At 58.0% G+C, this 25,645-nt stretch carries 16 protein-coding genes and 2 rRNA genes (1 of these 18 running past the window's edge); 10 read left to right on the forward strand and 8 right to left on the reverse strand.

What is annotated here, in order from left to right:
- A 23S ribosomal RNA gene (locus tag HWX74_RS11095) occupies positions 1-1,421 on the forward strand; it begins 1,507 nt to the left of the window's first position.
- Between the two features lie 119 nt (positions 1,422-1,540).
- Positions 1,541-1,655 (forward strand): 5S ribosomal RNA (gene rrf / locus HWX74_RS11100).
- Positions 1,656-1,794: 139 nt separating this feature from the next.
- Here the strand turns inward: rrf and HWX74_RS11105 are convergent.
- The 4 genes from HWX74_RS11105 to HWX74_RS11120 all read right to left on the reverse strand — a co-directional run bounded on the left by HWX74_RS11105 (position 1,795) and on the right by HWX74_RS11120 (position 5,506).
- On the reverse strand, positions 1,795-2,895 hold the full coding sequence (locus HWX74_RS11105) for a DNA alkylation repair protein (RefSeq protein ID WP_176013599.1): 1,101 nt from the start codon (positions 2,893-2,895) through the stop codon (positions 1,795-1,797).
- A 185-nt stretch (positions 2,896-3,080) separates the two neighbouring features.
- Positions 3,081-4,121: an MlaD family protein gene (locus HWX74_RS11110; protein WP_176013600.1), complete on the reverse strand. Its 1,041-nt coding sequence runs from the start codon at positions 4,119-4,121 to the stop codon at positions 3,081-3,083.
- A 22-nt stretch (positions 4,122-4,143) separates the two neighbouring features.
- Complete coding sequence (locus HWX74_RS11115) at positions 4,144-4,953, reverse strand: ABC transporter permease (RefSeq protein ID WP_176013601.1); 810 nt, start codon at positions 4,951-4,953, stop codon at positions 4,144-4,146.
- Entirely contained in the window at positions 4,937-5,506 is a 570-nt protein-coding gene (locus tag HWX74_RS11120) for a hypothetical protein (protein ID WP_176013602.1), read from the reverse strand. The genes HWX74_RS11115 and HWX74_RS11120 overlap by 17 nt, the downstream gene beginning before the upstream one ends.
- Before the next feature lie 208 nt (positions 5,507-5,714).
- Between HWX74_RS11120 and dxs the strand changes: the two genes are divergently transcribed.
- On the forward strand, positions 5,715-7,595 hold the full coding sequence (gene dxs / locus HWX74_RS11125; RefSeq protein WP_176013603.1) for a 1-deoxy-D-xylulose-5-phosphate synthase: 1,881 nt from the start codon (positions 5,715-5,717) through the stop codon (positions 7,593-7,595).
- Between the two features lie 27 nt (positions 7,596-7,622).
- On the opposite strand, the gene HWX74_RS11130 is transcribed toward dxs, so the two are convergent.
- The 4 genes from HWX74_RS11130 to HWX74_RS11145 form a co-directional block, all read right to left on the reverse strand.
- Positions 7,623-8,354 carry a hypothetical protein gene (locus tag HWX74_RS11130; protein WP_176013604.1) on the reverse strand — a complete coding sequence of 244 codons (732 nt, stop codon included), beginning with the start codon at positions 8,352-8,354 and terminating at the stop codon, positions 7,623-7,625.
- A 14-nt stretch (positions 8,355-8,368) separates the two neighbouring features.
- Positions 8,369-9,271, reverse strand: a complete 903-nt coding sequence (locus HWX74_RS11135; protein ID WP_176013605.1) for a hypothetical protein — start codon at positions 9,269-9,271, stop codon at positions 8,369-8,371.
- Positions 9,272-9,274: 3 nt separating this feature from the next.
- Complete coding sequence (gene def / locus HWX74_RS11140) at positions 9,275-9,868, reverse strand: peptide deformylase (protein ID WP_176013606.1); 594 nt, start codon at positions 9,866-9,868, stop codon at positions 9,275-9,277.
- A 197-nt stretch (positions 9,869-10,065) separates the two neighbouring features.
- Entirely contained in the window at positions 10,066-11,640 is a 1,575-nt protein-coding gene (locus HWX74_RS11145) for a TolC family protein (RefSeq protein WP_176013607.1), read from the reverse strand.
- A 311-nt stretch (positions 11,641-11,951) separates the two neighbouring features.
- Between HWX74_RS11145 and HWX74_RS11150 the strand changes: the two genes are divergently transcribed.
- From HWX74_RS11150 to HWX74_RS11180, 7 genes are all read left to right on the forward strand, one after another.
- The gene (locus HWX74_RS11150) at positions 11,952-13,313 is read left to right on the forward strand and encodes a PhoH family protein (RefSeq protein ID WP_176013608.1); all 1,362 of its coding nucleotides are present in this window, start codon (positions 11,952-11,954) and stop codon (positions 13,311-13,313) included.
- A 277-nt stretch (positions 13,314-13,590) separates the two neighbouring features.
- Positions 13,591-14,409: a phosphoribosylformylglycinamidine synthase subunit PurQ gene (locus HWX74_RS11155; protein WP_176013609.1), complete on the forward strand. Its 819-nt coding sequence runs from the start codon at positions 13,591-13,593 to the stop codon at positions 14,407-14,409.
- A 61-nt stretch (positions 14,410-14,470) separates the two neighbouring features.
- Complete coding sequence (locus HWX74_RS11160) at positions 14,471-18,769, forward strand: amylo-alpha-1,6-glucosidase (RefSeq protein WP_176013610.1); 4,299 nt, start codon at positions 14,471-14,473, stop codon at positions 18,767-18,769.
- Between the two features lie 150 nt (positions 18,770-18,919).
- Entirely contained in the window at positions 18,920-19,231 is a 312-nt protein-coding gene (locus tag HWX74_RS11165; protein WP_176013611.1) for a glycogen-binding domain-containing protein, read from the forward strand.
- 105 nt (positions 19,232-19,336) lie between these two features.
- The gene (gene glgP / locus HWX74_RS11170; protein WP_176013612.1) at positions 19,337-21,877 is read left to right on the forward strand and encodes an alpha-glucan family phosphorylase; all 2,541 of its coding nucleotides are present in this window, start codon (positions 19,337-19,339) and stop codon (positions 21,875-21,877) included.
- An 80-nt stretch (positions 21,878-21,957) separates the two neighbouring features.
- Positions 21,958-23,463 (forward strand): glycogen synthase, encoded by a 1,506-nt coding sequence (locus HWX74_RS11175; RefSeq protein ID WP_176013613.1) that lies wholly within the window; start codon positions 21,958-21,960, stop codon positions 23,461-23,463.
- A 31-nt stretch (positions 23,464-23,494) separates the two neighbouring features.
- Positions 23,495-25,504 carry an alpha amylase C-terminal domain-containing protein gene (locus tag HWX74_RS11180; RefSeq protein ID WP_176013614.1) on the forward strand — a complete coding sequence of 670 codons (2,010 nt, stop codon included), beginning with the start codon at positions 23,495-23,497 and terminating at the stop codon, positions 25,502-25,504.
- Positions 25,505-25,645 lie beyond the last annotated feature (141 nt).

Consider the following 25,645-nt stretch of genomic DNA (forward strand, 5'->3'; position numbering starts at 1 on the left):
TGATACAGTCAAATGCGTATCACATATGCCCCAGAGGTGTAAGGTAGTTGGAACGCAAGTTTCGACGAATTTATCGATGCTACGCTGACGAGAAAAACTTCTAAGCGTTTGATGATCAGGTATCCGTACCGTAAACCGACACAGGTAGGTGAGGCGAGAAGCCTAAGGTGCGCGAGAGAAACCACGTTAAGGAACTCGGCAAATTGACCCCGTAACTTCGGAATAAGGGGTGCCGTCATGGTGTAGGGACTTGCTCCCCAAGCCTGCGACGGTTGCAACAAAGAGGCTGGTGCGACTGTTTAACAAAAACACAGCTCTCTGCTAACTCGTAAGAGGATGTATAGGGAGTGACACGTGACCAATGCCAAAAGGTCAAGGGGAGAGGTTAGCGCAAGCGAAGCTTCAAACTGAAGCCCTGGTGAATGTCGGCCGTAACTATAACGGTCCTAAGGTAGCGAAATTCCTTGTCGGGTAAGTTCCGACCTGCACGAATCGTGTAACGATGCCAGCACTGTCTCAACGTGGATCTCGGCGAAGTTGTAATTCCGGTGAAAATGCCGGATACCTGCGGAAGGACGGAAAGACCCCATGAACCTTTACTGTAATCTGATATTGGTATTTGGTTATGATTGTGTAGCATAGGTGGGAGGCTGTGAAGCCGCTACGCCAGTACCGGTGGAGCCACAGGTGAAATACCACCCTGTTGTAATTGAATATCTAACCCCGAACCGTGAAGCCGGTCAGGGAACAGTGTCAGAGGGTCAGTTTGACTGGGGCGGTTTCCTCCTAAATCATAACGGAGGAGCCCGAAGGTACACTCAACACGGTTGGCAATCGTGTGCAGAGCGTAAGGGTAGAAGTGTGCTTTACTGTAAGACCGACAGGTCGAACAGTTGCGAAAGCAGGGCCTAGTGATCCAGCGATGGAATGTGGAATCGTCGTTGCTTAACGGATAAAAGGTACTCTGGGGATAACAGGCTGATAGCGGCCAAGCGTCCATAGCGACGCCGCTGTTTGGCACCTCGATGTCGACTCATCACATCCTGGGGCTGTAGAAGGTCCCAAGGGTTCGGCTGTTCGCCGATTAAAGTGGTACGCGAGTTGGGTTCAGAACGTCGTAAGACAGTTCGGTCCTTATCCTCCGCAGGCGCAGGATATTTGACGGGAGCATTCCTTAGTACGAGAGGACCGGGAATGACTAACCTCTGGTGTTCCGATTGTCGCGTCAGCGGCACTGTCGGGTAGCTATGTTGGGAACGGATAAGCGCTGAAAGCATCTAAGCGCCAAGCCCGCCCGAAGACAAGATATCCCTTCTTTTAGACTGAAGGCAGGTTGAAGACTACAACCTCGATAGGCTGCAGGTGTAAGCTCAGCAATGAGTTCAGCTTAGCAGTACTAATCAGCCGTGAGGCTTAACCACCTTTTTCTTCATCGTTTCCCTCTTCAAAAAAAGGGGAGCTATGCCGAAAAAGTTGCAAGACTCAGTTGTTTATATGAGTTGCTCGCTTCATTCAGACTCTTCTTAAATTGATTTTTTATTCCGGCGCCCATAGCGAAGTTGAAACACACGTTCCCTTCCCGAACACGGTAGTTAAGGGCTTCTGCGGCGATGGTACTGCACATACGAGTGTGGGAGAGTAGCACGACGCCGGATCTTTATCTTACCCCCTTTTACATTACGGTCGCACCCGGCATGCATAAGGGGGTCTTTTGGTTTCGACATTATGAATGACAACACGTAGAGGAGTTTTCGACCGATAAGCGGCCGACAGGGATTCGGTCATTCCCGCAGATTAGTCGGCGAATACCTCAAAATCCAGCGTCCCCCGCTCGGCGCCGTTCACAATAAGCGTAATCGAATGGAGGCCGGGGTAATGCTTTCTTGTACTTGCATCTGCAAAGGAATGGGTTTTGCTGTAGGACTTATTCCCATTTTTCTTTAGGGAAAGCTCGGATATTTGGAATATTTTTCGATTCCGCCTGCCGTTCGCCTTCACATAATCGATGCCGTATTCCAGCCGTGTCTTGGTTGCTTTTTCTGCCTCAACCTTAAAGGAAAAGGTCATATTCTCTCCAATCGAAACAGACGCGGCGCCCAGCGCGAAGCCGTCAACCTTCACCCAACCGGCATCGGCGAATCCAAAGATGTCCAGCACTTCCCTGTTGCCTTTTTTTAGAAGTGTCCTGCACCCGTGCCTTACAATCCAATCCGTATGCTTGTTTTTACCGTACCAGTTCCTGGCGATTTGGGCAACCAGACCAGGATGGTTTTTGGAAATATCGTTCAGGTTGTTGGCCACGCTTTTACGGACATACGGCGACGGGTCGGCTTTCAGTTGGTCTAAAATGTCAAGCACCGGCGACGGATCTTTTTTGAAGCCGGCCAATGCCTGTCCCCAAGGCAGCCGGGGCCGGCACCCTTCGCTGGCAAGCCGTCGGACATGTTCATTGTCGTGCCTGGCCCAGGCGGCCATCTGCGACATCATGCGTTCCTCATGGTTTATGATAAATGGCCTTACCGCAAACTCGGAAGATGAGGAGGAGGTGTACCTTTCTAACGCGGCGATTGACAAATCCCAATGGCGTTCATCCTGCCCATAAACTTCGACAAAATCCGGAAAGTACATCAACGCAAAGTCGTTAAACCCGGCAGGATAACCCGCTACGACCTTATCAAGGATGCCGAGCGCCTGTTCGTAATCGGCTGGCAAATGCCTTCCTAAATTTACGGTAATTTGCCGCATACGGGCCTTCAGCTCCAGCTCATCCCAGTTTTCGTCCATGATGTCGTTGACGAAATCACGGACCTGAAACGAATGATATACGGCTTTAATATTCGACGCCAGCTCGTGAAGAGACTCATAATGATATCTGTTTTTCAATAATTCCGGCATGTGCGTTCCCTTTTCAAATGGTGTCTTGTCGAAGCATCACCCGCGATGAATGGCAATTACTGTCCTTATAATCGGACCTATGGTTCACTTGAGCGCCAGGTTGCCCCGATGAAGACAGGAGGCTCCTGCTCAATTCATGGGCTTTTTCCGGCCGGGAGCAAGGCTGTTGGCGCCGCTGAACGTTTCTATTTTTTATCGCCGGGCTGGCTGCTGCCGAAAACCGGAGTCACCTGGCGGCCGCGGATGAATTGATTCGGGTCGTCCTCCAGTTGGTTCAGGAACTGCATCAGATCGCGCATGGCGTTATCGAACCGGGTCAGCGACAGCATCGCCCGGATTTTCAATTCGCCGATATCCTTGACCAGAACATCGCGCCCTTCGTTGGTCTGCTGCAGAAATTGGGTGGATTCCTGCATGAAATCGTTCAAATTGATCGCCAGGGCGTCGACGCGCTCCTTCGGAAACGCGTCGTGGAATTTGCCGAGGCTTTCTTCCAGGTAATTGATGGCGTTGATGATTTTCTGGACATTTTCCTCGGCGAAAGCCAGTTGCAGATTGCGGGCGCATTGTTCGACGTCCTGCGATACCCGGTTCAGCCGGATGATCATCTCTTTCAAATCTTTGTTGGCGAAGACCTCATTGGCATTGTCCAGGGTATTGTTCAGTTTGTCGGTCAATTTGACGACGTCGACTTTGGTCAATTCATCGAGCATGATGCTGATATTCTGAATGACGTTGGTCACATGCGAGGTGCGCGACGGAATATACAGTACACCGTTGGGTTCGGTAACCCTCAAGTTCGGCAATGCCAGTTGTTCCGAATCGTTCATCGTCAATTCCAAATGGGCGCTGCTCATGATGCCGGAAGCGTTGAGAAAGCAGGCCAGTTGTTTCCGGCGCATGACTTCGATCAGGTTGGCCGGCTGGGCGGAGGCCGGCTTGCCGTCGTTGATGATATCGATCGAGGACGCGAAAATATCGAAGTAAACATCAATGTAGCCGTCGACGTTGCGCATCGCGATCCGGGTGACCCGGCCGACCGGCACGCCCATGAATTTCACCGCCGAACCGACGGTCAGACCTTCGACCGAAGTATTCATCACCGTCATGGCCTGGTAGGTCGATTCGAACATTTTGCCGACTCCGACCGCCAGAAACGCACCGATGATCAGCGTGATGGAAACGATGACGAAAGCTCCGAGCGTTATTTTGTTTGCACTGTTCATAATTTGCAGTCCTCTGTCTGTTTTACATGCTGAATATCGCCGTGATGATCGCATCGACGACAATGATCAGAAAAATCGCCATGACGATCGCCGATGTGGCGGCCCGGCCGACGCCCTGGGCGTCCCGTGGCGCTTCCAGCCCTTTCATGCAGCCGACCGCCGCGACGATCAAACCGAAAATGACACTTTTCAACAACCCCTGCGCCAGGTCGGCGACCCGCACCACTTCGGTGACTTTATAGTAATATTCGATGGCTGAAATGTTCACTTGCGCGATGATGACCAGCATGCCGCCGAAAACGCCGCAGACGCAGGCCAGAATGTTCAGGCCCGGCAGGGCGACCAGCAGCGCCAGCACTTTCGGCACCAGCAGGAAACGGCCGGTCGGCAAACCCATCGTAGTCAGCGCATCGATCTCCTCGCGGACTTTCATCGAGCCGAGTTCGGCGGCGAACGCCGAACCGGAGCGTCCGGCCAATACCACCGCGGTCATCAGCGGACCCAGTTCGGTGATGATCACCGTGCCGACCAGGTTGGATACGTAGCCGGCCGCCCCGTAGCGGCTCAACTGCTCCAGCGCCTGAAAGGCCAGGATGACGCCGATCAAAGTGCCCAGCAGGGCGATGATCGGCATGGCACCGCTGCCGCAACTGTCCAGATAGAAGGCGAAGCTGCGCCATTTGATCCGGTGCGGGCGACGGACCGCGTCGCCCAGCGCCAGCGTCAGTTCGCCGACAAAGCCCAACAGCTTGATCAGTTCTCCGTACCAGTGTTCCACGGCGGCGCCGGTTTCCTTGCACCACTGCAGACAGGAACTAACGCGGAACAGCATCGGCGGGCTCCTGCCAGCGATTCTGGACGATATCTTCATTGACCTGCCGGGCCAGAGCGGCGGCACAGCGCGAAGCAGCGGCGGCAAAGGCGGCCGGAACGGCCTCCTCGTATTTTTCACTGATCATGAAAGAACGCAGGAAATGGCCGCCCGGTGAAGTGTTCCTGATGATCTGGTATTTGCCGCCGAGCACGAATTCCTGGCGGTCCAGATTGACCTCGAACACTTCGACGACGCCGGTTACCAGATAACCCGGTTGATCGCCGAAGGTATTGAACTGCCGGCCGAGATGGCGGGACAACAGTTCGCCCGGCGACTGTACCCATTTGTTGAAGGGATCTTCCAGAATGCGGTATTGATCCAGCCGCGCCAGCATTTTCTGGCTGCCGCCGGAATTGTTGTCGAATTCCAGCACGTTGATGCTCGGGGCATCGTTCAATTTTTCCGGCACTTCCGCCAAAGCCAGGTCATAGTACATCGTTTCCCGGTGGGGCGCAAACATACAACCGCCGCTCAGCAGCAGGAGTCCCAGACAAAAAAACACCTGTTTCATTTGTTACCTCAAGATACAACCATATCCAACGCTGTCCATACTATACAGTTCAAAATGCAAAAAACAGCCGTCCGGTCGGTTTTTTTCGATAAATCCACCCTCAAAGCGGTTGCGCCGGCAGGATTGGTCATTGAAAAATGGCGTAAAAACGCTATTTTATACCGTTTACGTTTTGATGGAAACAAGTTCAGGGGAATCTGGGAAATTTATGCCGGAATCGGATAGTTTGCTGAATCGGATCGATTCACCGGCCGATCTGCGCCGTCTCGCTCCGGCCGAATTGCCGCGCCTGGCGGCGGAAATCCGCCGGCTGCTTTTGGAGGTGATTTCCGCCAACGGCGGTCATCTCTCCTCCAACCTCGGCGTCGTCGAGCTGACCATTGCGCTTCATTATGTTTTCAATACGCCGGAAGATAAAATTCTCTGGGATGTCGGCCACCAGTCTTATGTGCACAAGATTCTGACCGGCCGCCGGGAGCAGTTCCGTTCCCTGCGTTGTTACGGCGGCTGCTGCGGGTTTCAGTCGCGCCGGGAATCGCCGTTCGATGATTTCGGTGCCGGCCATGCCGGGACGGCGATTTCCGCCGCACAGGGGATGGCGACGGCGCTCGACCGGCAGGGGGTGCCCGGCAAGGCGATCGCCGTGGTCGGCGACGGCGCTTTGAGTTGCGGCATCTCGATGGAAGCATTGAACAATGCGGCCAACGGTTCCGGCCGGTTGATCGTCATTTTGAATGACAACAAGATGTCGATTTCGGAAAACATCGGGTCGATGCGCAATTACCTGAACTGCCTGATCAGCGGGCGCGTTTATAACCGCCTGCGCACGGCGCTGCGGGATTTCCTGCATCGGGCGCTGCCCGGCCACAAGGCGTACCGGTGCATCCAGCGTTTCGAGGAGAAACTGAAGAGTCTCATCCTGCCGGGTGGTGTTTTCGACGGGTTGGGATTTCGCTACATCGGGCCGATCGACGGACATTCGCTGCCGCGGCTGCTGCATACGCTGCACGGAATCAAGGAGTACAATCAGCCGCTGCTGATTCATGTGATCACCCGCAAAGGGCACGGCTATATCCCGGCGGAACAGGCGCCGGACAAATTCCATGGCGTCGGTCCGTTCGATCTGGCGACCGGGCGGCTGCGGTCCAACGGCAAGCTGACTTTTTCCAAAGCGTTCGGCGCCGCTCTGGAAGCGCTGGCGGCGCGGCATGACGATGTCGTCGGCATTACCGCGGCGATGGCGGGCGGCACCGGGATGGGCGGCTTTGCCGAACGTTTCCCGAAACGCTTCTTCGACGTCGGCATCGCCGAAGAACATGCCGTGGTGTTTGCCGCCGGCCAGGCCTGCAGCGGCCTGCGGCCGGTGGTGGCGATTTATGCGACCTTCATGCAGCGGGCGCTGGATTGCGTTTACCATGACGTCTGTTTGCAGAATCTGCCGGTGATTTTCGCGTTGGACCGGGCCGGAATCGTCGAGGACGGGCCGACGCATCATGGGATTTACGACCTGTCCTTTTTCCGAACGCTGCCGAACTTGACCATTCTGGCGCCGCGGGATGAAAATGAGTTGTACGCGATGTTGTTCTGGGCGTATGACTGGAAGGCGCCGGTGTTGATCCGCTACCCGCGCGGCGGCAGCGGCCGGGATTTCCGGCCGTTGGAACCCTTGCCGACGCCGTTGGAGAACGGCCGGGCGGAAGTGGTGCGCGCCGGGGAAGACGGCGTCATCTGGGCGTTGGGCGCGGAAGTGGACCGGGCGCTGCGCTGCGCCGAAATTCTGGCGGAAAAGTATCAACTGGATTGCGGCGTGGTCAACGTCCGTTTCCTGCTGCCGTTCGATGCCGCGCGGTTGAAAGAGCAGGCGGCCCGGCAGGCGGTTTTCACGCTGGAAGATCATCGGCTGGTTGGCGGGCTGGCTTCGGCGGTGGCGGAGACGCTGTTGAACGAACCGCACGGCATGGTCGAACACTTCGGCTGGGCGGCACCAGCCGTCGGCTACGGCGCCGCTGCCGCCTTGCGCCGCGAGGCTGGCTTGATACCGGAGCAACTGGCGGAACGAATGGCGGCTTTGCTGCGGCAGAAGCGGTAAAGCCGCAGCGGCGGCCCGATTGTCCGGTTAAAACGAGACGTTGACGTCCCCGGAGATGCGGGTCGGCGGCGGCATCAGCACGATGCCCGTTTCGGTATTCCAATCGCGGTCCCAGCGGCGCAGCATCAACGGATCGCATTCTCCCCATTTATTGAGGTCGATGATCAGAATCTGGCCGTCCGAGGTGAAATAGATATCCATGACCAGCCGCCCCGGCGGCAGCAGCCAGGCGATTTTTTTGATGAATTTTTTGGCCGCCTTCCAGTACTGCTGCTTGACCCCTTCCAGCCGCTTGAAGTGCCGGATCAGATGGTACTGGCTCATCGAGTTGAGTTTGCCGTCGATGAGAAACAGCCGGAATTCACGCGGTTTGGACATGCGCCGGAACGGCCTGGCGAAAATATATTCCACCCTGCCCATTGCGGCGGCCAGTTGCACCTTGCGGCTGAGCGCCAGATATTTCCAGGCGCTCTCCGGGGAGAAAACCGCGCCGCGCTTGCCGTAGAAACGTTCGGTATCGGTCGGCGCGCAGACGTCGACGCCGACGAACGCATTGCCGGGGATGGCGGCCATCACCGGCCTGAGTTGTTCGATGACATCCTGCACCACCGGGCCCTTGAGCAGGCCCTTTTGCAGCGCCTGGATCGCTTCCGGCGACAATTTGACAAAGGAGGTCAGAAACGTATGGCTGGCCAGCGAGGGATACCAGACCGGTATCCGCAGGAAATCATCCGGATCGATTTTTGTTTTTTCCGTCATCGTCTTCCGCTTGTTTAAAAATCAAAGTCGTCATTGTGGTCCGGCAATTGCGGCTGGCGCGGCAACCGGGAACGTTCGATGCAGGTCATCGCAAACAACAGATAGATCGCCATTCCGAACATGTAGATGGTCGTATAGTCCAGCAGCCAGAGATCCAGCGCCAGGAAAACCGTCCCGACCAGAATGGCCGGGAAGCCGGCGTAAATACCGAGAATGATCAGTTCCTTGGTTTGAATGGAACGCGTCCGCCGGCCGCCGGTCAGGACAAAAACCAGCGCGAACAGCCCGATGGAGAGCAAGGCCAGCAGGACGATGCTGAGAAACTGGACGGCGAAATAGAGCAGCAGCAGCCCGGCTTTCAAACTGGCGGCCAATTCCGGCCAGGTACGCTGCAGGGGAGCGCCGGAACTTTGGAAATCGGCCTGCCGCACCATCGACTGCAACAGGTTCAACAGCTCCGCCGGAGTCAGCGAGACTGTCCAGAAATTATAGCTGTCGCTATCGGGCGGATGATGCCAGAACAGAATGAATTGCGGCAGCCAGAGGATGCCGTTGGCCAGGTTGTCCGGATTGAATTGCGGCATCTCTTTTAGCGTTTCGACATCCGGCAGGTAGTACACTGCCAGCGGCAGGGAGGTTGGCAGCGAGACGCCGCGCCCCTGGTCAGGGGCCAGCGTCGGCGTGAAATTGAACAGGCCGCGGCTCTGGACCGCGCCGAAAGTCTTTTCCAGGATCGGCGCGCTGACTGCCAGGTCGTCACTGATCGTCCGGTAGTGGCAGCCGACGATCACGATGGCGGCCAGAAAGGCCAGCAGCAGCAGATGCCCGAGGGCACGCCGCAACGGCCGCTGAATCAATTCCGGAAAGATGGCCGTCCCTTGACAGACTGCCAGAACCGTCGCAAAAAATCCCTTCATCGGTTATGCCCTGATTTTGCGGATAAAATCATGTTTTTGTCCGAATTTTTCCAACCGGGCCAGTGATTTTTCGATTTCGGCGCGGTCTGCCGGCTTCAAATGGTCGATGTAAAGAACGCCGTCCAGATGATCCAGTTCGTGCTGGATGCAGCGCGCCAGCATGCCGCCGCATTCGACGTCGATGGTGTCGCCGTCCAGCGTTTGTGCTTTGAACCGGCAATTCAGCGGCCGTTCCACCGGGGCGAAAATATCCGGAATCGACAGACAGCCTTCATCGCAGACGCCGGTCGCTTTGCCGCAGGAGACGATTTCCGGGTTGACGACCGCCAGCGGCATGCGCGGCAGCAGCAGCAGTTCCCCGGGCGATGGCGCTTCGTCCATCGATTCCATGCTCAGATGGAAAACGACCAGCCGCTTGTTGACGCCGATCTGCGGCGCCGCCAGGCCGATGCCTTCGAATTTATCCAATACTTCGATCATCCAGGCGGCCAGCGCGCGGATTTCGTCGTCGACTTTGGCGATCGGCTCCGATTTCCGGCGCAGCACTTCGGCGCCCAGCGTTTCCACGGTATAAACTTTTTTGGTTTTAAAAAACATGCCGTTCCTCTATTGTTCAGACCTGACTCCGGCCGGATTGTTCCGGAGAGCCGGAGTGTCGACCGTGCGCGTTTCAAAAGGTTCCTGCCGCGGGCCGACGGTCATTCTGTTCTTATCCTATATAGTAATACGGTACGGTTGAAATTGCAAATCAACCGTACCGTATTGAACTTGAAAAGCAAAAACCGGATATCGATTTATTTGGTCGCATCCGTTTTGCCCGGCGCCGCCGCCGGCTGAGAAACCGCGGTGTTCGGCGCCAGGATCTGCGATTCTCCGGCGTTGGCCTCTTCCTTGGCCGCCGCCAGCGTCATGAACTTGCTCTGGTCATCGACGCCGACGAAATTGGTGTTGGTAACAGAATCGAGGTTGGCTTGCGCTTTCAGCACATTGACCAGCGCGCTGACCAGCTGGGTTTCGGCTTCCACCAGATTGAGCTGGGCCTCATTCAGACGGGTCAGCTCGGTGTTGCCGGCCCGGTATTCCTCTTCGACCAGGTCCCGCTGCTTGACGACCAGCCCGAGGGTCATTTCATACAGTTTCGCCTGTTTGACGTTCTGGACATAGTTGGCATAGGCGCCGCGAACTTCATTGACGACGTTCAACCAGTTCTCGGTGACGGTGAATTCGGCCGCCGCCACCTGGGCCTGCGCTTCGCGCATCGTATTGTAGCGCTGCAGGCCGTTGAATACGGTCCATTCGACCGAACCGCCGTAATCGAACCTGCCGGTTTCCCCGTAGGTGTGGTTATAACTTTCCGAACTGAAGGTGCCGGCGCTCTGCGGGCCGGGGTATTTGGTCAGCGCGGTATCGTATCCGAAACTCGCATGGACCGAAGCGACCGGCGAGAACGAACTGTAGCTGCGGTACATATTGTACTTGGCGATTTCCAGCTGTTCCCGGTAGGCGGCCAGGTCCGGACGGTTGTGCAGCGCGGTGTCCAGGTATACTTCCACGCTGGTCAGCGTGTCCTGGATGGTCGTATCGATGGCCGGGAACTTGATGTTGGCCGGCAGCGTTCCTTCCGGATAGCCCATCAGGACGGCCAGCGCGTACAAGGCGATTTCATATTGGTAATCGGCGGAGATCTGATTGCTGGTCGCGTCGTTGACTTTGATCTGGAAGTTCAGCACATCGCTCAACGGCACGGCGCCGGCCTGGTACTTCAACTGGGTTTCCTTGAGGTTCTTCTGCTGGAATTCCATATCGGCGACGGCGATGCGTTTGTTTTCGACCGCCAGCAGGATTTCGTCGTAGGCGTAGGCGACCGCCAGGATCAATTTACGCCGGACGTCGTCGCGCAACTGGCTCTGGTAATCGAAGCTGTGTTCCGCCGCCAGGATTTCCATATCGCGGGCCAGACCGTCGAAAACCACCCAGCTGGCGGTGACGCCGGTGCTGGTGTTCGTCGTATTGGAGTTGGTGCCGTTGCTGTTGACCAGATTGTTGCGGTTGGTCTGGGTCTGGCCGATGCTGAACGACGAGGTGATCGTCGGCGAATAGGCGCCCCAGGCCTGATAGTAACGCATCCTGGCCGCGTTGACGGCGTGGTAGGCGGAAATATAACTCGGATTATTGATGACTGCAATTTTGATGGCGTCATCCAGCGTCAGGACATCGAGTTTCCGCAATGCTTCGTCACCTTCCTGGTTGACGCGCTTGGAAAAGGTCAGCCCTTCGGTGGCGGCCGGCGGCGGCTGGTAAGTGTAGCAACCGCTGAGAACCGTTCCCAGCGTCAAGGCTGAGGCGACTGGCAAAAAATTCAATCTCATGTTTGGCTCCGTACTGTTCAAACGAATCGAAAAAGTATTATTTATTAAAGTACTGGCCGAATCGAAAAATTCAATCGGCGCAACTCAAATAACGGGGGAAATATTTTATTTTTCCATAAAATTAGAATGTCCGAATTAAATGGCCGATCCGCCTTCTGACAAACAACAAACGTCAATGAATCGCAAAATATTGTTGCGGCCGGAGGTTTTTTGCTGTTCATCGGCGGAATCGCCTTGCTTTTGAGTTGAAATTGTGATATCCTTTGTTGTCAGAACGACGGATCAATGGTAAAACCCGGAGGTGAAAAATCATGATCAAGATTTTCGTACTGGATACCAATGTATTGTTGCACAGTGCCGGCAGCATTGAATCTTTTCAGGACAACGATGTGGTCATCCCGATGGCGGTGCTGGAGGAATTGGACAAATTCAAGAAGAGCCAGGATGAACTCGGCCGCAACGCCCGTCAGGTAATCCGGCGGCTCGACGCGCTGCGGGAGTTCGGCAGCCTGGCCGAAGGGGTGTCGCTGGCGAACCTTCATTCCCAGGCGACCGGCAAGCTTTCGATCGCGGCGGCCGGCGACGCGCTGCAGGACCCGCGGCTGATGCAGTTTTTTATCGGCGAAAACCGTTTTTCGCCGGATAACCGGATCCTGGCGGTGGCGCTGGACATGTCCCGCTCCGGCCGGGAAGTGATCTTCATCAGCAAGGACATCAATTTGCGCCTGAAAGCCGATGCGCTCGGTTTGAAGGTGATGGATTATGAGCGCGAGAAGGTGCGGTACGACGATTTGTACTGCGGGTTCAAGGAGTTCGACGTTTCGCCGATGCTGATCGAACAGTTGAATAAAAACAGCGATGTGCCCAGCGAAGAATTCAAATTGCTGCCGAACGAGTTTGCCGTCCTCAAACCGAACGACGGCAGCCAGCGCGGCATCGCTCTGGCGCGCAATACGGCCGCCGGCCGGCTGCAACTGGTGCCGGCCAAACCGGATTGGCGGGTCTGGAGCATCGGCGCGCGCAACAAGGAGCAGCGGATGGCCTTCGAGTTGCTGCTGGAGCCGGAGATCGTTCTGGTCTCGCTGGTCGGTACGGCCGGTACCGGCAAGACGCTGCTGGCGTTGGCGGCGGCGCTGGAAAGCACGCTGCATGAAAACCGCTATGAGAAAATTCTGGTTTCCCGGCCGATCATCCCGTTGGGCAACGACATCGGTTACCTGCCGGGCGACAAGGCGGAAAAATTGAACAACTGGATGCAGCCGATTTTCGACAATCTGGATCTGCTGATGTCCAGCGGTTCGCCGCGGCGCAATGCCCGCAGTGCTTCGAGCGGCGGGAGCCGGGTGGAAAATTTGTTGAACACCAATCGATTGGAATTGGAGGCGTTGACCTATATCCGCGGCCGGAGCATTCCGCGGCAGTTCGTCATCGTCGACGAAGCGCAGAACCTGACGCCGCATGAGGGCAAGACGATCATCAGCCGGGCCGGCGAAGGGACCAAAATCGTTCTGACCGGCGACCCCGAGCAGATCGACAACCCCTACCTGGACGCTTCCAGCAATGGATTGAGTTATCTGGTCGAACGATTCAAAGGCAATCCGCTCTACGGCCACGTCACGCTGAAGCGCAGCGAACGCAGTCCGCTGGCGGCGCTGGCGGCGAAATTGCTTTAACGCCGGCCGGTCCCGGCGGCGGCGCTCCGGTTTCGGACCGGAGTGCCGATTTTTTTCTGGCAGCGGTTTTGGAAACGCCGGCCTGGTCCGCCTGCCGGCGGCGGATTCTTCCCTCGGCTTCGGAACCGACTGAAAATACCCTCGCCGGCAATTTGCAAAACCGCCGCTCCGGCTGTATTTTATAGGGAGTGGGAGCGTTGGAAATCATTTCCGGCGGAACAGGTGTTGCAAGAGTGCGCCGGGCGCGTCAAATCTCAGAATGGGATCGGTTGGTTTTATGGATAAAAAAGAGGTCAGAGTTCTGGTCATCACCGGATTCGGTTTGAATTGTGAAAAAGAGACGGCGGCCGCTTTCGAGCATTGCGGCGCGACGGCGGAAAAAGTGCATTTGAACGACCTGATTTCCGGTCGGCGCCGTCTGGACGAATTCCAGATTCTGGCATTCATCGGCGGCTTCGCTTTCGGCGACCATCTGGGCGCCGGCACGGTGTTCGCCAACCGGGTGAAATTCAAACTGCGCGATCAGTTGGAGACGTTCGTCGCCGACCGAAAACTGATCATCGGTATTTGCAACGGGTTCCAGATGTTGTCCCGGCTGGGGGTGGTGCCGGCGCTACGCGGAGAGTATTTCGTCCAGCAGGCGGCGCTGGCGCACAACGACAGCGGCTTGTTCCGCGATGACTGGTGTTACTTGAAGGCCAACGCCAAATCGCCGTGTGTTTTCACCCGCAATATGGACCTGGTCCGGCTGCCGATACGGCACGGCGAGGGGAAATTCGTCGCCGAGGCGGCGACGCTGGAAGAGATCGAAGCGAAAAATCTGGTGGCGTTGCGCTACGCCAATTGCGACGGCAGCATCGCCGGGGAATTTCCGGCCAATCCGAACGGTTCGCTGAATGCGATCGCCGGCATCTGCGACGAGAGCGGCCGGATTTTCGGGCTGATGCCGCATCCGGAAGCGTTTTTGTCGCCTTACAATTCGCCGAGTTGGACGCGTGACAAGCTCTTCGGACGAATGCCGGCGGAAGGCGACGGAGTGGCGTTCTTCCGCAATGCGGTAGAATATATCGCGGAAAAATGTCCGGTGATAAAATAATGAATCTCTGACCGCCGCAAAAATGCGGCGGTTTTGCTTTCTGGAAATTTGGAGAGACGGCATGAACCTCAGACAGTACATTGCGGCGGAGCGCCGGGTATTTCATTGCGGCGACCTGTTGCGCATTGTTCTGGAGCTGGACGCTCCGCAGGCCGGCCGGGCTTTTCTTCGGACGACGCTCGGCATGGTCGACATCCGCTATCGGGAGCTGATCGATCAGGTCGAGCACGGCAAAGCGATCATCGGGCGGGACTGGCAGGATCTGCCGATGCGGCGCAGCGGCGAACGGAGTTTCGAATTGCTGGTGCCGCTGCTGGCGGTCGGCAGTTACGAGGGCAAAGCCTTTTTCCAGCCGGAAAATTCGGAGCGCATTTATTGGCCGGCCGGCGAGAACCTCCGTTTCAAGGTCGAACCGGAAGTGACGGTTTGCGCCAATACGCTGTATACCGCTTTCATCCGGCAATTCGGGCCGAATCTGGCCGACTGCCAGGTGACGGAAGAGGAAAAGCAGGCGATGGCGTTGCTGGACCGCCGGCAGTATACCGTCATTCCGGCGGCCGGCACTTTCCGCAACCTGATCGGCCGGCTGGACATGATTATCGGCGAACTCGGTTCGCGGATTGTGCAGTTGCTGCCGATCCATCCGGTGCCGACGACTTTTGCCCGGATGGGGCGTTTCGGCAGTCCGTTCGCCGCGCTGGATTATTTTTCGGTCAATCCGACCTTTGCCGATTTCGACCGCAAGCGGACGCCGATGGAACAGTTTGAAGAGCTGGTGGATGCGGTGCATCTGCGCGGCGGGCTGCTGTTTCTGGATATCCCGGTCAACCATACCGGCTGGGCGTCGCGGCTGCAGCTGGAACACCCGGACTGGTTCGTGCGGCGCGACGACGGAACGCTGGAGAGCCCGGGCGCCTGGGGCGTGGTCTGGGAGGATTTGTGTAAACTGGATTACCGCAGGCGCGAAGTCTGGCGATTCATGGCCGAAGTGTTTCTATTCTGGTGCCGCCGCGGCGTCAACGGCTTCCGCTGCGATGCCGGTTATATGCTGCCGGCCGAAAGCTGGGATTATATCGTCGCCAAAGTGCGCCGGGAATTTCCGGCGACGGTGTTCCTGCTCGAAGGGCTGGGCGGGCCGCGCGACAAACAGGAGCAACTGCTCGGCCGGAGCGATTTGAATTGGGCTTATTCGGAGTTGTTCCAGAATTATTCCCGGGAGCAGATCGAATATTATCAGCCCTATATCGCCCGCTGTTCCGCCGAATACGGCTTGCTGGTCAATTATGCCGAGACCCACGACAACAACCGGTTGGCCGTTTCCGGCCCGGTCTATGCGTCGATGCGCTGCGCGTTGTGCGCGCTGCTGTCGGAGGGGGGCGGTTTCGGCATTACCAATGGCGTCGAGTGGTTCGCCACCGAAAAGGTCGATGTGCACGGCGACGCGTCGCTGAATTGGGGGAATCCGGCTAATCAGGTCAAAGGCCTGCGCCGACTGCAGACGCTGCTGGCGGAGCACGCCGCTTTTGCCGCCGGCAATCCGGCTCGTTTGGTCACCCGGAGCCGAACGGCGGCGCTGGCGGCATTGCGCGGCGACGGCGATGATAAAGTGTTGATTTTAATCAATCTGGATTGTGAAAAGAGTACGCCGGTCGCCTGGCCGGTCCGGGAATTCGAAGCGCCGGAGGAAACGGCGCTCGATTTGCTGAGCGGCGGGCCGGTGCACTGGCAGCGCCGGCAGGAGGAGGCGGAATTGTCGCTGATGCCGGGACAGGCGCTTTGCCTGACCCGTTCGCCGGAACGGTTGCGCCGGCTGGAACTGGCGCTGACGCAGCGGCGCGGCGAGCCGGCGCGGGTGCGGCGCCAGCGTTTGAAGGCGGCGGCGCTGCGCCTGCACTGCCATTTTCATGGATATGACGATTTTACCGATCCGGCGCTGCCGGAGCAACTGGCGGAAGAGTTTTTCCGGGACCACCGGGCGCTGCTGCGCCGGTTGAGCGGCCTGGAGCTGCCGCCGGTGACCGAATACCGGGTGGGGCGCGATGAGAGACGCAATGTGATGGTGCCGCCCGGCGACCTGGTGAAATTCACGTCCGCCATTCCGTTCCAGGCGGAGATTTACCGGGGCGAGACGTTGTTGACCGGCGGCGCCTGCCTGCCGACGGCGTCCGGCGAACAGGTGCTCTATCTGGCTTTGCCGGAATTGCTTTCCGACGTTCCGGCCCAGTGCGAAGTCCGCTTGGCCACTTTCGTCAACAAAGGGGTCGAACATCATGCCGGGCCGTTGCTGCTGCTGCCGCCGCCGGAACGGGTCAGCATCCGGATGCGGTATACCGAACGGGAAATCGGCCGGGAACCTTTTTACGCGCTGGCTTCGAATCAGGTCGGCGGCATGAGCCAGGCGCCGGCCGAGTGGGGGGCGCTTTACAGCAAATATGACGCGTTGCTGGCCGGCAACTGCAACCCGGATTATCCGGCCGACCGGCATGTGATGTTCACCCGCTGCCGGGCCTGGCTGGTGCTGAACGATTACTCGCAGGAGCTGGACCGCAATTGCCTGAATAGTTTCACTGCCGGCAGCGACAACAAAGCTCGCTGGGATTTCAGCGTGCCGGTCGGGCAGGGGCAGACGGTCAGATTGCGCATTGTGCTGCAGATGGCGCTTGACGGCGACGCGATGGAATTGGCGTTTATCCGGCTGACCGGCGGCATGCCGGACGATGAACAACTGGCGGATGAAATTCCGGTGAAACTGATTTTACGGCCGCAGTTGGAGGACCGCATCAATCACCAGGTGACCAAGGCGTTTGCCGGGGCGGAGAGCCGTTATCCGGCTTCCGTGTCGGTGCGGCCGGATGGTTTCGAATTTTCACCGGACCCGGCGCGAAAACTGCGGTTGATTCTGACCGGCAACGGATCGTTCCGGCCGGAGGCGGAGTGGCAGTATATGGTCAACCTGCCGCTGGAGGAATATTACGGGCTGGAGCACCATACCGACTTGTTCAGCCCGGGCTATTTCTCCGTCAAGCTGTCCGGCGGCGAACCGTGCTCCCTGCGCGCCGAGATCGGCACGCAGGCCTTTCCGGCGGAATACCGCTGGCCGGAACACAAAATCCTGCCGAGTACCCTGTCGCCGGAGGCGACGGCGCAGCAGGCGTTGCGGCGTTTCGTCGTCAAACGCGATCAGTTTGCGACGGTGATCGCCGGTTATCCGTGGTTCCTGGACTGGGGCAGGGATACGCTGATCTGTCTGCGCGGTTTGATCGCTGCCGGATTTCAAAAGGAATCGGCGGCGATCATCAAGCAGTTCGCCAAATTCGAAAAAGGCGGCACCATCCCGAATATGATCCGGGGCAACGACGACTCCAACCGCAACACCAGCGACGCGCCGTTATGGCTTTTTACGGCCCTGGAGGATTATTTGAATGCCTGGGACCCGGACGGCGCCATCCTCGGAGAAGATTGCGGCGCCGGCCGGTCGTTGCTGGAAATTCTGGTGTCGATCGTCGATAATTATCGGCGCGGCACCGCCAACGGCATCAAAATGGACCCGGAGAGCGCCCTGATTTTCAGTCCGGCCCATTTTACCTGGATGGATACCAACCATCCGGCCGGTTCGCCGCGCCAGGGCTATCCGATCGAAATTCAGGCGCTGTGGCATGCCGCTCTGCGCTTGATCGGCCGCTACCGGCCGGAATACCGGCCGCTGATGGTTCAGGTGCGGGAGAATTTCCAGTCGCTGTTTTTCCGGGCGGATCTCGGCCGCTTTGCCGACTGCCGGCATGCCGACGCTTTTCTGCCGGCGGCGCACGCGGTGGCGGACGATGCGGTGCGTCCCAACCAGCTCTTCGCCTTGACGTTGGGCCTGGTGAAAGACCGTGACAGCCGGTTGGCGATTCTGCGCAGCGCCGAAGAGCTGCTGCTGCCGGGCGGCATCCGCAGCCTGTCCGACCGGCCGGTGAGTTATCCGCTGCCGGTTTACCGTTACGGCACGCTGCTCAATGACCCGGTGCATCCCTACTGCGGTTATTACCGCGGTTCGGAAGATACTTCGCGCAAGGTCGCCTACCACAACGGAACCGGCTGGACGTGGCCGTTCCCGTCATATGCCGAAGGGCTGCTGCTGGTCGGCGGGGAGCCGGTCCGGGAGCGGGCGCGGGCGCTGCTGCTTTCGAGCAAGCTGCTGTTCGAAAGCGGTACGCCGGGTCAGGTGCCGGAAGTGCTCGACGGCGATTGGCCGCACCGGCGGGGCGGTTGTACGGCGCAGGCCTGGGGGGTGACGGAATTTTTCCGGGTTTTGAAATTGCTCGACGGGGTTACGTTTTCGGCTGAAAAGGTGGCCGCCGCCGTGAAAAGCGACTGAAAAGTAATTAAAAAAACGGTATTTTAACAGAAACAGGAAATAATTTGCTGGATTTTCTTCCGTTTCCCTATACTGTATAATAAGAAGATGGTAATGGGAGAAAATTGTTGTTTTTTTAATGTTAACCCAAAAGTAACGAGGAGCGGTCAAATGGTTAAAATGACTAAGAAAAATACTTGTGCGGACGGGGCGGAGCCGAAAAAGCGTCGGGTGAATTTTGTCATCGATGCCGGCCCGGGAAAAGTGGTCAGTGTGGCCGGATCGTTCAATGACTGGGATCCGGAAGCGAAAATACTGGCGGACAGGAACAATGACGGCGTCTATCGCGGCGCCTTGATGTTGAAGCCGGGCCAGTATGAATACAAATTCGTCATTGACGGGGTCTGGTGCGTCGATGCCCAGAATCCGAATTTCTCGCCGAATGATCTGGGTACTTTGAACAGTCTCCTGATCGTCGAATAACAATGAAGGACGCCGCGGCACCAGTGCGGCGTTCTTTCTTCTCCGCCGGGGAATTTTTCTGCCGCGGCGGACAACTGGAATCAGTTTTGGAGGGTGGTATCGTAGATGAGTAATATTCAATTATTCAATGTTGCGCCGCGGATGCCGGATGAGTTGCGTTTTCTCGAAGAGTTGTCGTTCAATATGTGGTGGTGCTGGCATCCGTTGGCGATTGAGCTGTTCATCCGGATCAATCCGGCTTTGTGGGAAGCCGTCGGCGGCAATGCCCGGCAATTTCTGGGCGAAGTTCCGCAGAGCCGGCTGGACGAGCTGTGCAAAGATGAAAATTTCCTGCGGCAGCTCGGCATTGTCGAGGCGGAATTCAACCGTCAGTTGGCCGGCAGCCGGGAAATGACCGATCGGCGGATCGCTTATTTTTCGATGGAATTCGGCATTCATGAGAGTCTGCGGCTCTATTCCGGCGGACTCGGTATCCTGGCCGGCGACCATTTGAAGGCCGCCTCCGATCTGAACCTGCCGCTGATCGGCGTCGGGCTGTTGTACCGCCAGGGGTATTTCCGGCAGTATCTGGACCGCAACGGCTGGCAGATCGAGCGTTATCCGGAAAATGAATTGCACAATATGCCGATCACCCGCGCTCGCGACAAGGAGGGCAACGAGGTTGTCATCTCCGTCCGCCTGCTGGATCGCGATCTGTTTGCGGCGGTCTGGGTGTTGCAGGTCGGCAATGTGCCGCTGGTGCTGCTGGACGCCGAAATTCCGCAGAATCCGCCGGAATTCCGCGAATTGACCTGGCGGCTTTACGGCGGCGACAAACGGATGCGGCTGCAGCAGGAATTGCTGCTCGGCATCGGCGGGTTCAACGCGCTGGTGGCGATGGGATATGAGCCGGCGATCTGTCATATGAATGAAGGCCACGCCGCCTTTTTGTCGCTGGCCCGGATCAAACATATGGTCGAACATTACAATCTGGATCCGGATACGGCGCTGGAAGTGGTCTGGCGCTCCAATATCTTTACGACCCATACGCCGGTGCCGGCCGGCAATGAGGTGTTCGACCTCGGGCTGGCGCGGCCTTATCTGGAGCCGCTGTGCGGCGAGGCGCGCATCGATGTGCAGCGGATGATCAATTGGGGGATTCCGATCAACGACCGCAACCGCAGCAACGAGATGTCGATGACGGTGCTCGGCTTGCGGCTGGCCAATTACAGCAACGGCGTCAGCCGGCTGCACGGCGAGGTGGCGCGCAATATGTGGAAACATCTGTGGCCGGGCCGGGCGATCGACGAAATTCCGATCAAACACATCACCAACGGCGTTCACATCCAGTCGTGGGTGTCGCAGCGCAAATGGCTGCTTTACGACCGTTATCTGCGTCCGGATTGGCGTTCCAATGCCGACGAGAAGCAGATGAAGGAGGCCATTTATGCGATTCCGGACGAAGAACTCTGGATGGCGCACGAATTATGCCGCCAGTCGCTGATCCGCAAACTGCGCCATCTGCTGCAGAATTCATTGCGCTGCCTGCCGACGGCCGGCTGCCCGATGGTGCATGCCAAGAATGTGCTGGACCCGGATGTGCTGACGATCGGTTTCGCCCGGCGTTTTGCGACTTACAAGCGCGGCACCCTGCTGCTGCGCGATCCGGAGCGGCTGGTCGCGCTGCTGACCGACCAGAGCCGGCCGGTGCAGTTCATCTTTGCCGGCAAGGCGCATCCGGCCGACGAGGAAGGCAAGCGGCTGATCCAGCAGTTGATCCAGTTCGCCCGGCAGCACAACGTTTCCAACCGGCTGCTGTTCATCGAAGATTACGACATCGGCCTGGCGCGCCGGCTGGTGCAGGGCGTCGACGTCTGGCTGAATACGCCGCGCCGTCCGCAGGAGGCTAGCGGGACTTCCGGCATGAAGGCGGCGGTCAACGGCGTGATCAACTGCAGCATTCTCGACGGCTGGTGGGATGAAGCCTACCGGCCGGATTGCGGCTGGGCGATCGTCGGCAACGAGAATTACGAAGATCCGGAAGACACCGACAACTACGAATCGCAGGTGTTGTTCGACCTGCTGGAAAATGAGATCATTCCGTGCTTCTACGACCGGCCGCAGGGCGATTTGCCGATCCGCTGGCTGCGGCTGATGAAAGGATCGATCGCGATGGCGCTGGGCAAGTTCTCCAGCCGCCGGATGGTGACGCAGTACGACGAGATGTTCTACCGGCCGGCGATCGAGGCGTTCGATCATCTGATGGCGGACGATGCGCAGGAAGCGCACAAGCTGGTGGAGCAGAAGGCGCGTTTGATTGCCAACTTCGAGAAGCTGTGGGTGGCCGAACCGACGATTGTCCGCAGTCCCGGTATCGCTCACGTCGGCGATGTCTTCAAGATCTCCACCGAGGCGTATCTGGCCGAGATGAAGCCGGAAGAGCTGGCCGTGCAGGTTTATTACGGGCAGGTCAACGCGCACAACGAGATCATCAAGAGCGCCTGTGCGGCGATGAAACCGGCCGAAGATCTCGGCGAAGGCCGCTATCGTTACGAATACGAATTGCGTTGTCCGTCGTCGGGCCGTTTCGCAATGACGGCCAGAATTACGCCGGTCAGCAGTTATTGGGTCAACAGTGTGCCGGGATTTATGTGCTGGGCCAAGTGACGGTATGCCCGTTCGCCGCCGGGCGTCTGCCCGGCGGCGGAAGGCGGGGGCATGATGAGAATTTGAGAAGGTTTTGAGCGATGAAAGCAAAAAAGAAAAATCCGAGAATTTTGATCGTCACTCCGGAAATCACCTATTTGCCGGAGGGCATGGGCAATATGTCCAACAAGCTGCAGGCCAAGGCCGGCGGCCTGGCGGACGTGTCGGCGTCGCTGGTGTCGGCACTGTTCCGGCAGGGCGCCGACATTCATGTGGCGCTGCCGCATTACCGGCGGATGTTCCATGTCGATGTCGGGCGGCTGATCAGCAGCGAGTTGCGGGTTTACACCGGCAATTTGTCCAACAACCGGATTCATCTGGCAGAAGATCGGATTTTTTATTATCGCGATTCGGTCTACAGCAATTACGATACGGACAGCGTCCTGACGGCATTGGCTTTTGAGCGGGAGGTGATCAACAACATCATTCCGTTGGTGCAGCCCGATCTCATCCATTGCAACGATTGGATGACCGGACTGGTGCCGGCCTTCGCCCGCCGGCTGGGCATTCCCTGCCTCTTTACGGTGCACAACATCCATACGAAGCTGGTGTCGATGGCGGCGATTGAGGATCGCGGTATTGACGCGGCCGAATTCTGGAAGTATCTGTTTTTCGAGCGGCAGCCGTACAATTACGAGGAATCCCGTTCGAACAACCGGGTGGACCAGTTGGCCAGCGGTATTTTCGCGGCGCATTACATCAACACGGTCAGCCCGACCTTCCTGCAGGAAGTCGTCGACAACCGCCATTCGTTCATTCCGGCCGATATCCAGCGGGAGATCGCCAACAAAGCGGCGGCCGGCTGCGCCGTCGGCATTCTCAATGCGCCGGACGAGTCGTATCAGCCGGAGAGCGACGGCGATCTGGAGGTCAAGTACGGCCCGGCCGATCACTACGAAGCCAAGCGGAGCAACAAGACGGCGTTTCAGTTGAAGACCGGTTTGCGGGTCGATCCGGATGCTCCGTTGTTTTTCTGGCCGTCCCGGCTGGACCCGATTCAAAAAGGATGCCAGTTGTTGACCGATATCCTTTACAAATTGACGCATGATTTTCCGAACCTTCAGATCGCCATTGTCGCGAACGGCAGTTTCCAGAAATATTTCCGCCAGATCGTCGCGCTTCATTCGTTGTACGATCAGGTGTCGGTCTGTGACTTCGACGAGGGATTGTCGCACCTGGGATTCGCGGCGAGCGATTTCATGCTGATGCCGTCGCTGTTTGAGCCGTGCGGTTTGCCGCAGATGGCCAGCCAGTTGTACGGTTCCCTGCCGGTGGTCCACGATACCGGCGGGCTGCACGATACGGTGGAGATGATCGATGTGGCGGCGAATCGCGGCAACGGATTCGTGTTCAAGGACTACGATGCCCCGGCGCTTTACTGGGCGGTCGGCGAGGCGATGAAATTCGCCGCGCTGCCGAAGGCGGTGAAAGAGCCGCAGATCGCCCGGGTGATGGAAGAGGCCAAAGGGCGCTTCAATCACGATGTGACGGCCAGCAAATATATTGAAATTTACGAGAAGATGCTGCAGCGGCCGCTGGTCGGCTGAACGTCGGCGGCGGCCGGGAGGGGAGGAGAATATGGAAGCAAGGAGCAATCGTCCGGCGCCGCTGGCGTGCGACCCGTGGCTGGAGCCGTACCGGGAAGCGATCGCCAGGCGGCGGCAGCGCCGCCAAGCCCGGCTGCTGCAATTGACCGGCGGCCGGCAGTCGCTGGCCGATTTCGCCGCCGGGCACACTTTTTTCGGTCTGCACCGGACGGCGGATGGCTGGGTGATGCGCGAATGGGCGCCGAATGCCGAACGCATCGTCTTGCTGTCCGACGGCAACGGCTGGCGGGAATGCCGGGAATATCATTTCAAGCGGCTGGCGGCGCCCGGCCAGTGGGAGTTGCGGCTGCCGGCGGCGGCATTGCGGCACGGCATGAATTATCTGCTGCGGGTCTATTGGCCCGGCGGTCACGGTGACCGGATTCCGGCTTACGCCAGATATGTCGTCCAGGATGAAACGACGAAACTCTTTTGCGCTCAAGTCTGGGCGCCGGAAAAAAACTATCAATTCCGGCATCCGGCGCCGGAGCTGGATGGGCCGCTGTTGATTTATGAAGCCCATGTCGGCATGGCGCAGGAGGAATCGAAGGTCGGTTCATTCGCCGAATTCCGGGAGAAGATTCTGCCGCGCATCGCCGCTTCCGGTTACAACACAATTCAGTTGATGGCGATTTTGAGCCATCCGTATTACGGGTCGTTCGGTTACCATGTCGCCAACTTCTTTTCGATCGCTTCGCGGTTCGGCACGCCGGACGAATTCAAGGGACTGGTCGATGCGGCCCATGCGCTGAAGCTGCGGGTGATCATCGATCTGGTCCATTCGCACGCGGTGAAGAATGAGATCGAAGGGCTGGGGCGCTTTGACGGCACCCGCTGCCAGTATTTCCACGCCGGCGACCGCGGGGAACATTTCGCCTGGGATTCGCTTTGTTTCGATTACGGCAAGCCGGAGGTGTTGCATTTCCTGCTGTCGAACTGTCGTTTCTGGCTCGATGAGTACCAGTTGGACGGCTTCCGGTTCGACGGGGTTACCAGTATGTTGTATCTGCATCACGGCCTCGGGCATGCTTTCACCGGCTATGCGGATTATTTCGGCGATCAGGTGGATGAGGATGCTTATGCTTACCTGGCGCTGGCCAACCAGGTGATTCACGAAGTGCGGCCGGCGGCGACGACGGTGGCGGAGGACGTCAGCGGCATGCCGGGCCTGGGCGCCGGAGTGGAGGAGGGCGGCTGCGGTTTCGATTACCGGATGGCGATGGGCGTGACCGACTATTGGTTCAGGCTGTTCGATGTGCCGGACGAAAGTTGGGACATGTTCGGCCTGTACCATGAATTGACCAACCGCCGGCCGGATGAACGGACCGTCAGTTATGTCGAATGCCACGATCAGGCGATCGTCGGCGGCCAGACGGCGATCTTCCGGTTGATCGGCGCGGAGATGTACCGGGCGATGGCGCTGGATACGCCGAGCTTGATCGTCGACCGCGGCGTGGCGCTGCACAAATTGGCGCGGCTGGCGACGCTGGCGACGGCCGGCGACGGCTACCTGAATTTCATGGGCAATGAATTCGGCCACCCGGAATGGGTGGATTTTCCGCGCGAAGGCAATCAATGGTCGAATCATTATGCGCGGCGCCAGTGGTCGTTGGCCGATGCCGATTACCTGCGTTACGGGAAACTGCAGAATTTCGACCGGGCAATGCTGGCGTTGTTGAAGGCCGAACGGGTATTCGATACGGTGCCGCAGTGCGTCCGGATCGATCAACAGGGTAAGGTGTTGGCGTTCAACCGCGGCACGCTGTGGTTTTTCTTCAATTTCCATCCGGCGGATTCCTACGACGGTTACCGGCTGGAGGTGCTGCCGGGCGAGTACCGCCTGGTATTGGACTCCGACGCGCCGCAGTTCAACGGATTCGGCCGGGTGGTGCCGGAGCAGCGTTATTTCACGCAAGCCGAGTTGTCCGGCGGTGATTTGCGGTATCTGCTGCAGTTGTATCTGCCGTGCCGGACGGCATTGGTATTGAAGCGCCTCAACTAAATTCCGGTTCGTGCGTCATATTTGAAAATGAAAAAAGCAGCCGCTCCGGGGGGCACCCGGACGCGGTCAACGGGAAAAGCCTGATTGATAGAGCCGCCCGTAGTTTTCTTTCATCCTTCCGCCGGCGCCGGTCGCTGTGTC

It is taken from the genome of Victivallis sp. Marseille-Q1083, assembly GCF_903645315.1.
Classification (GTDB): domain Bacteria; phylum Verrucomicrobiota; class Lentisphaeria; order Victivallales; family Victivallaceae; genus UMGS1518.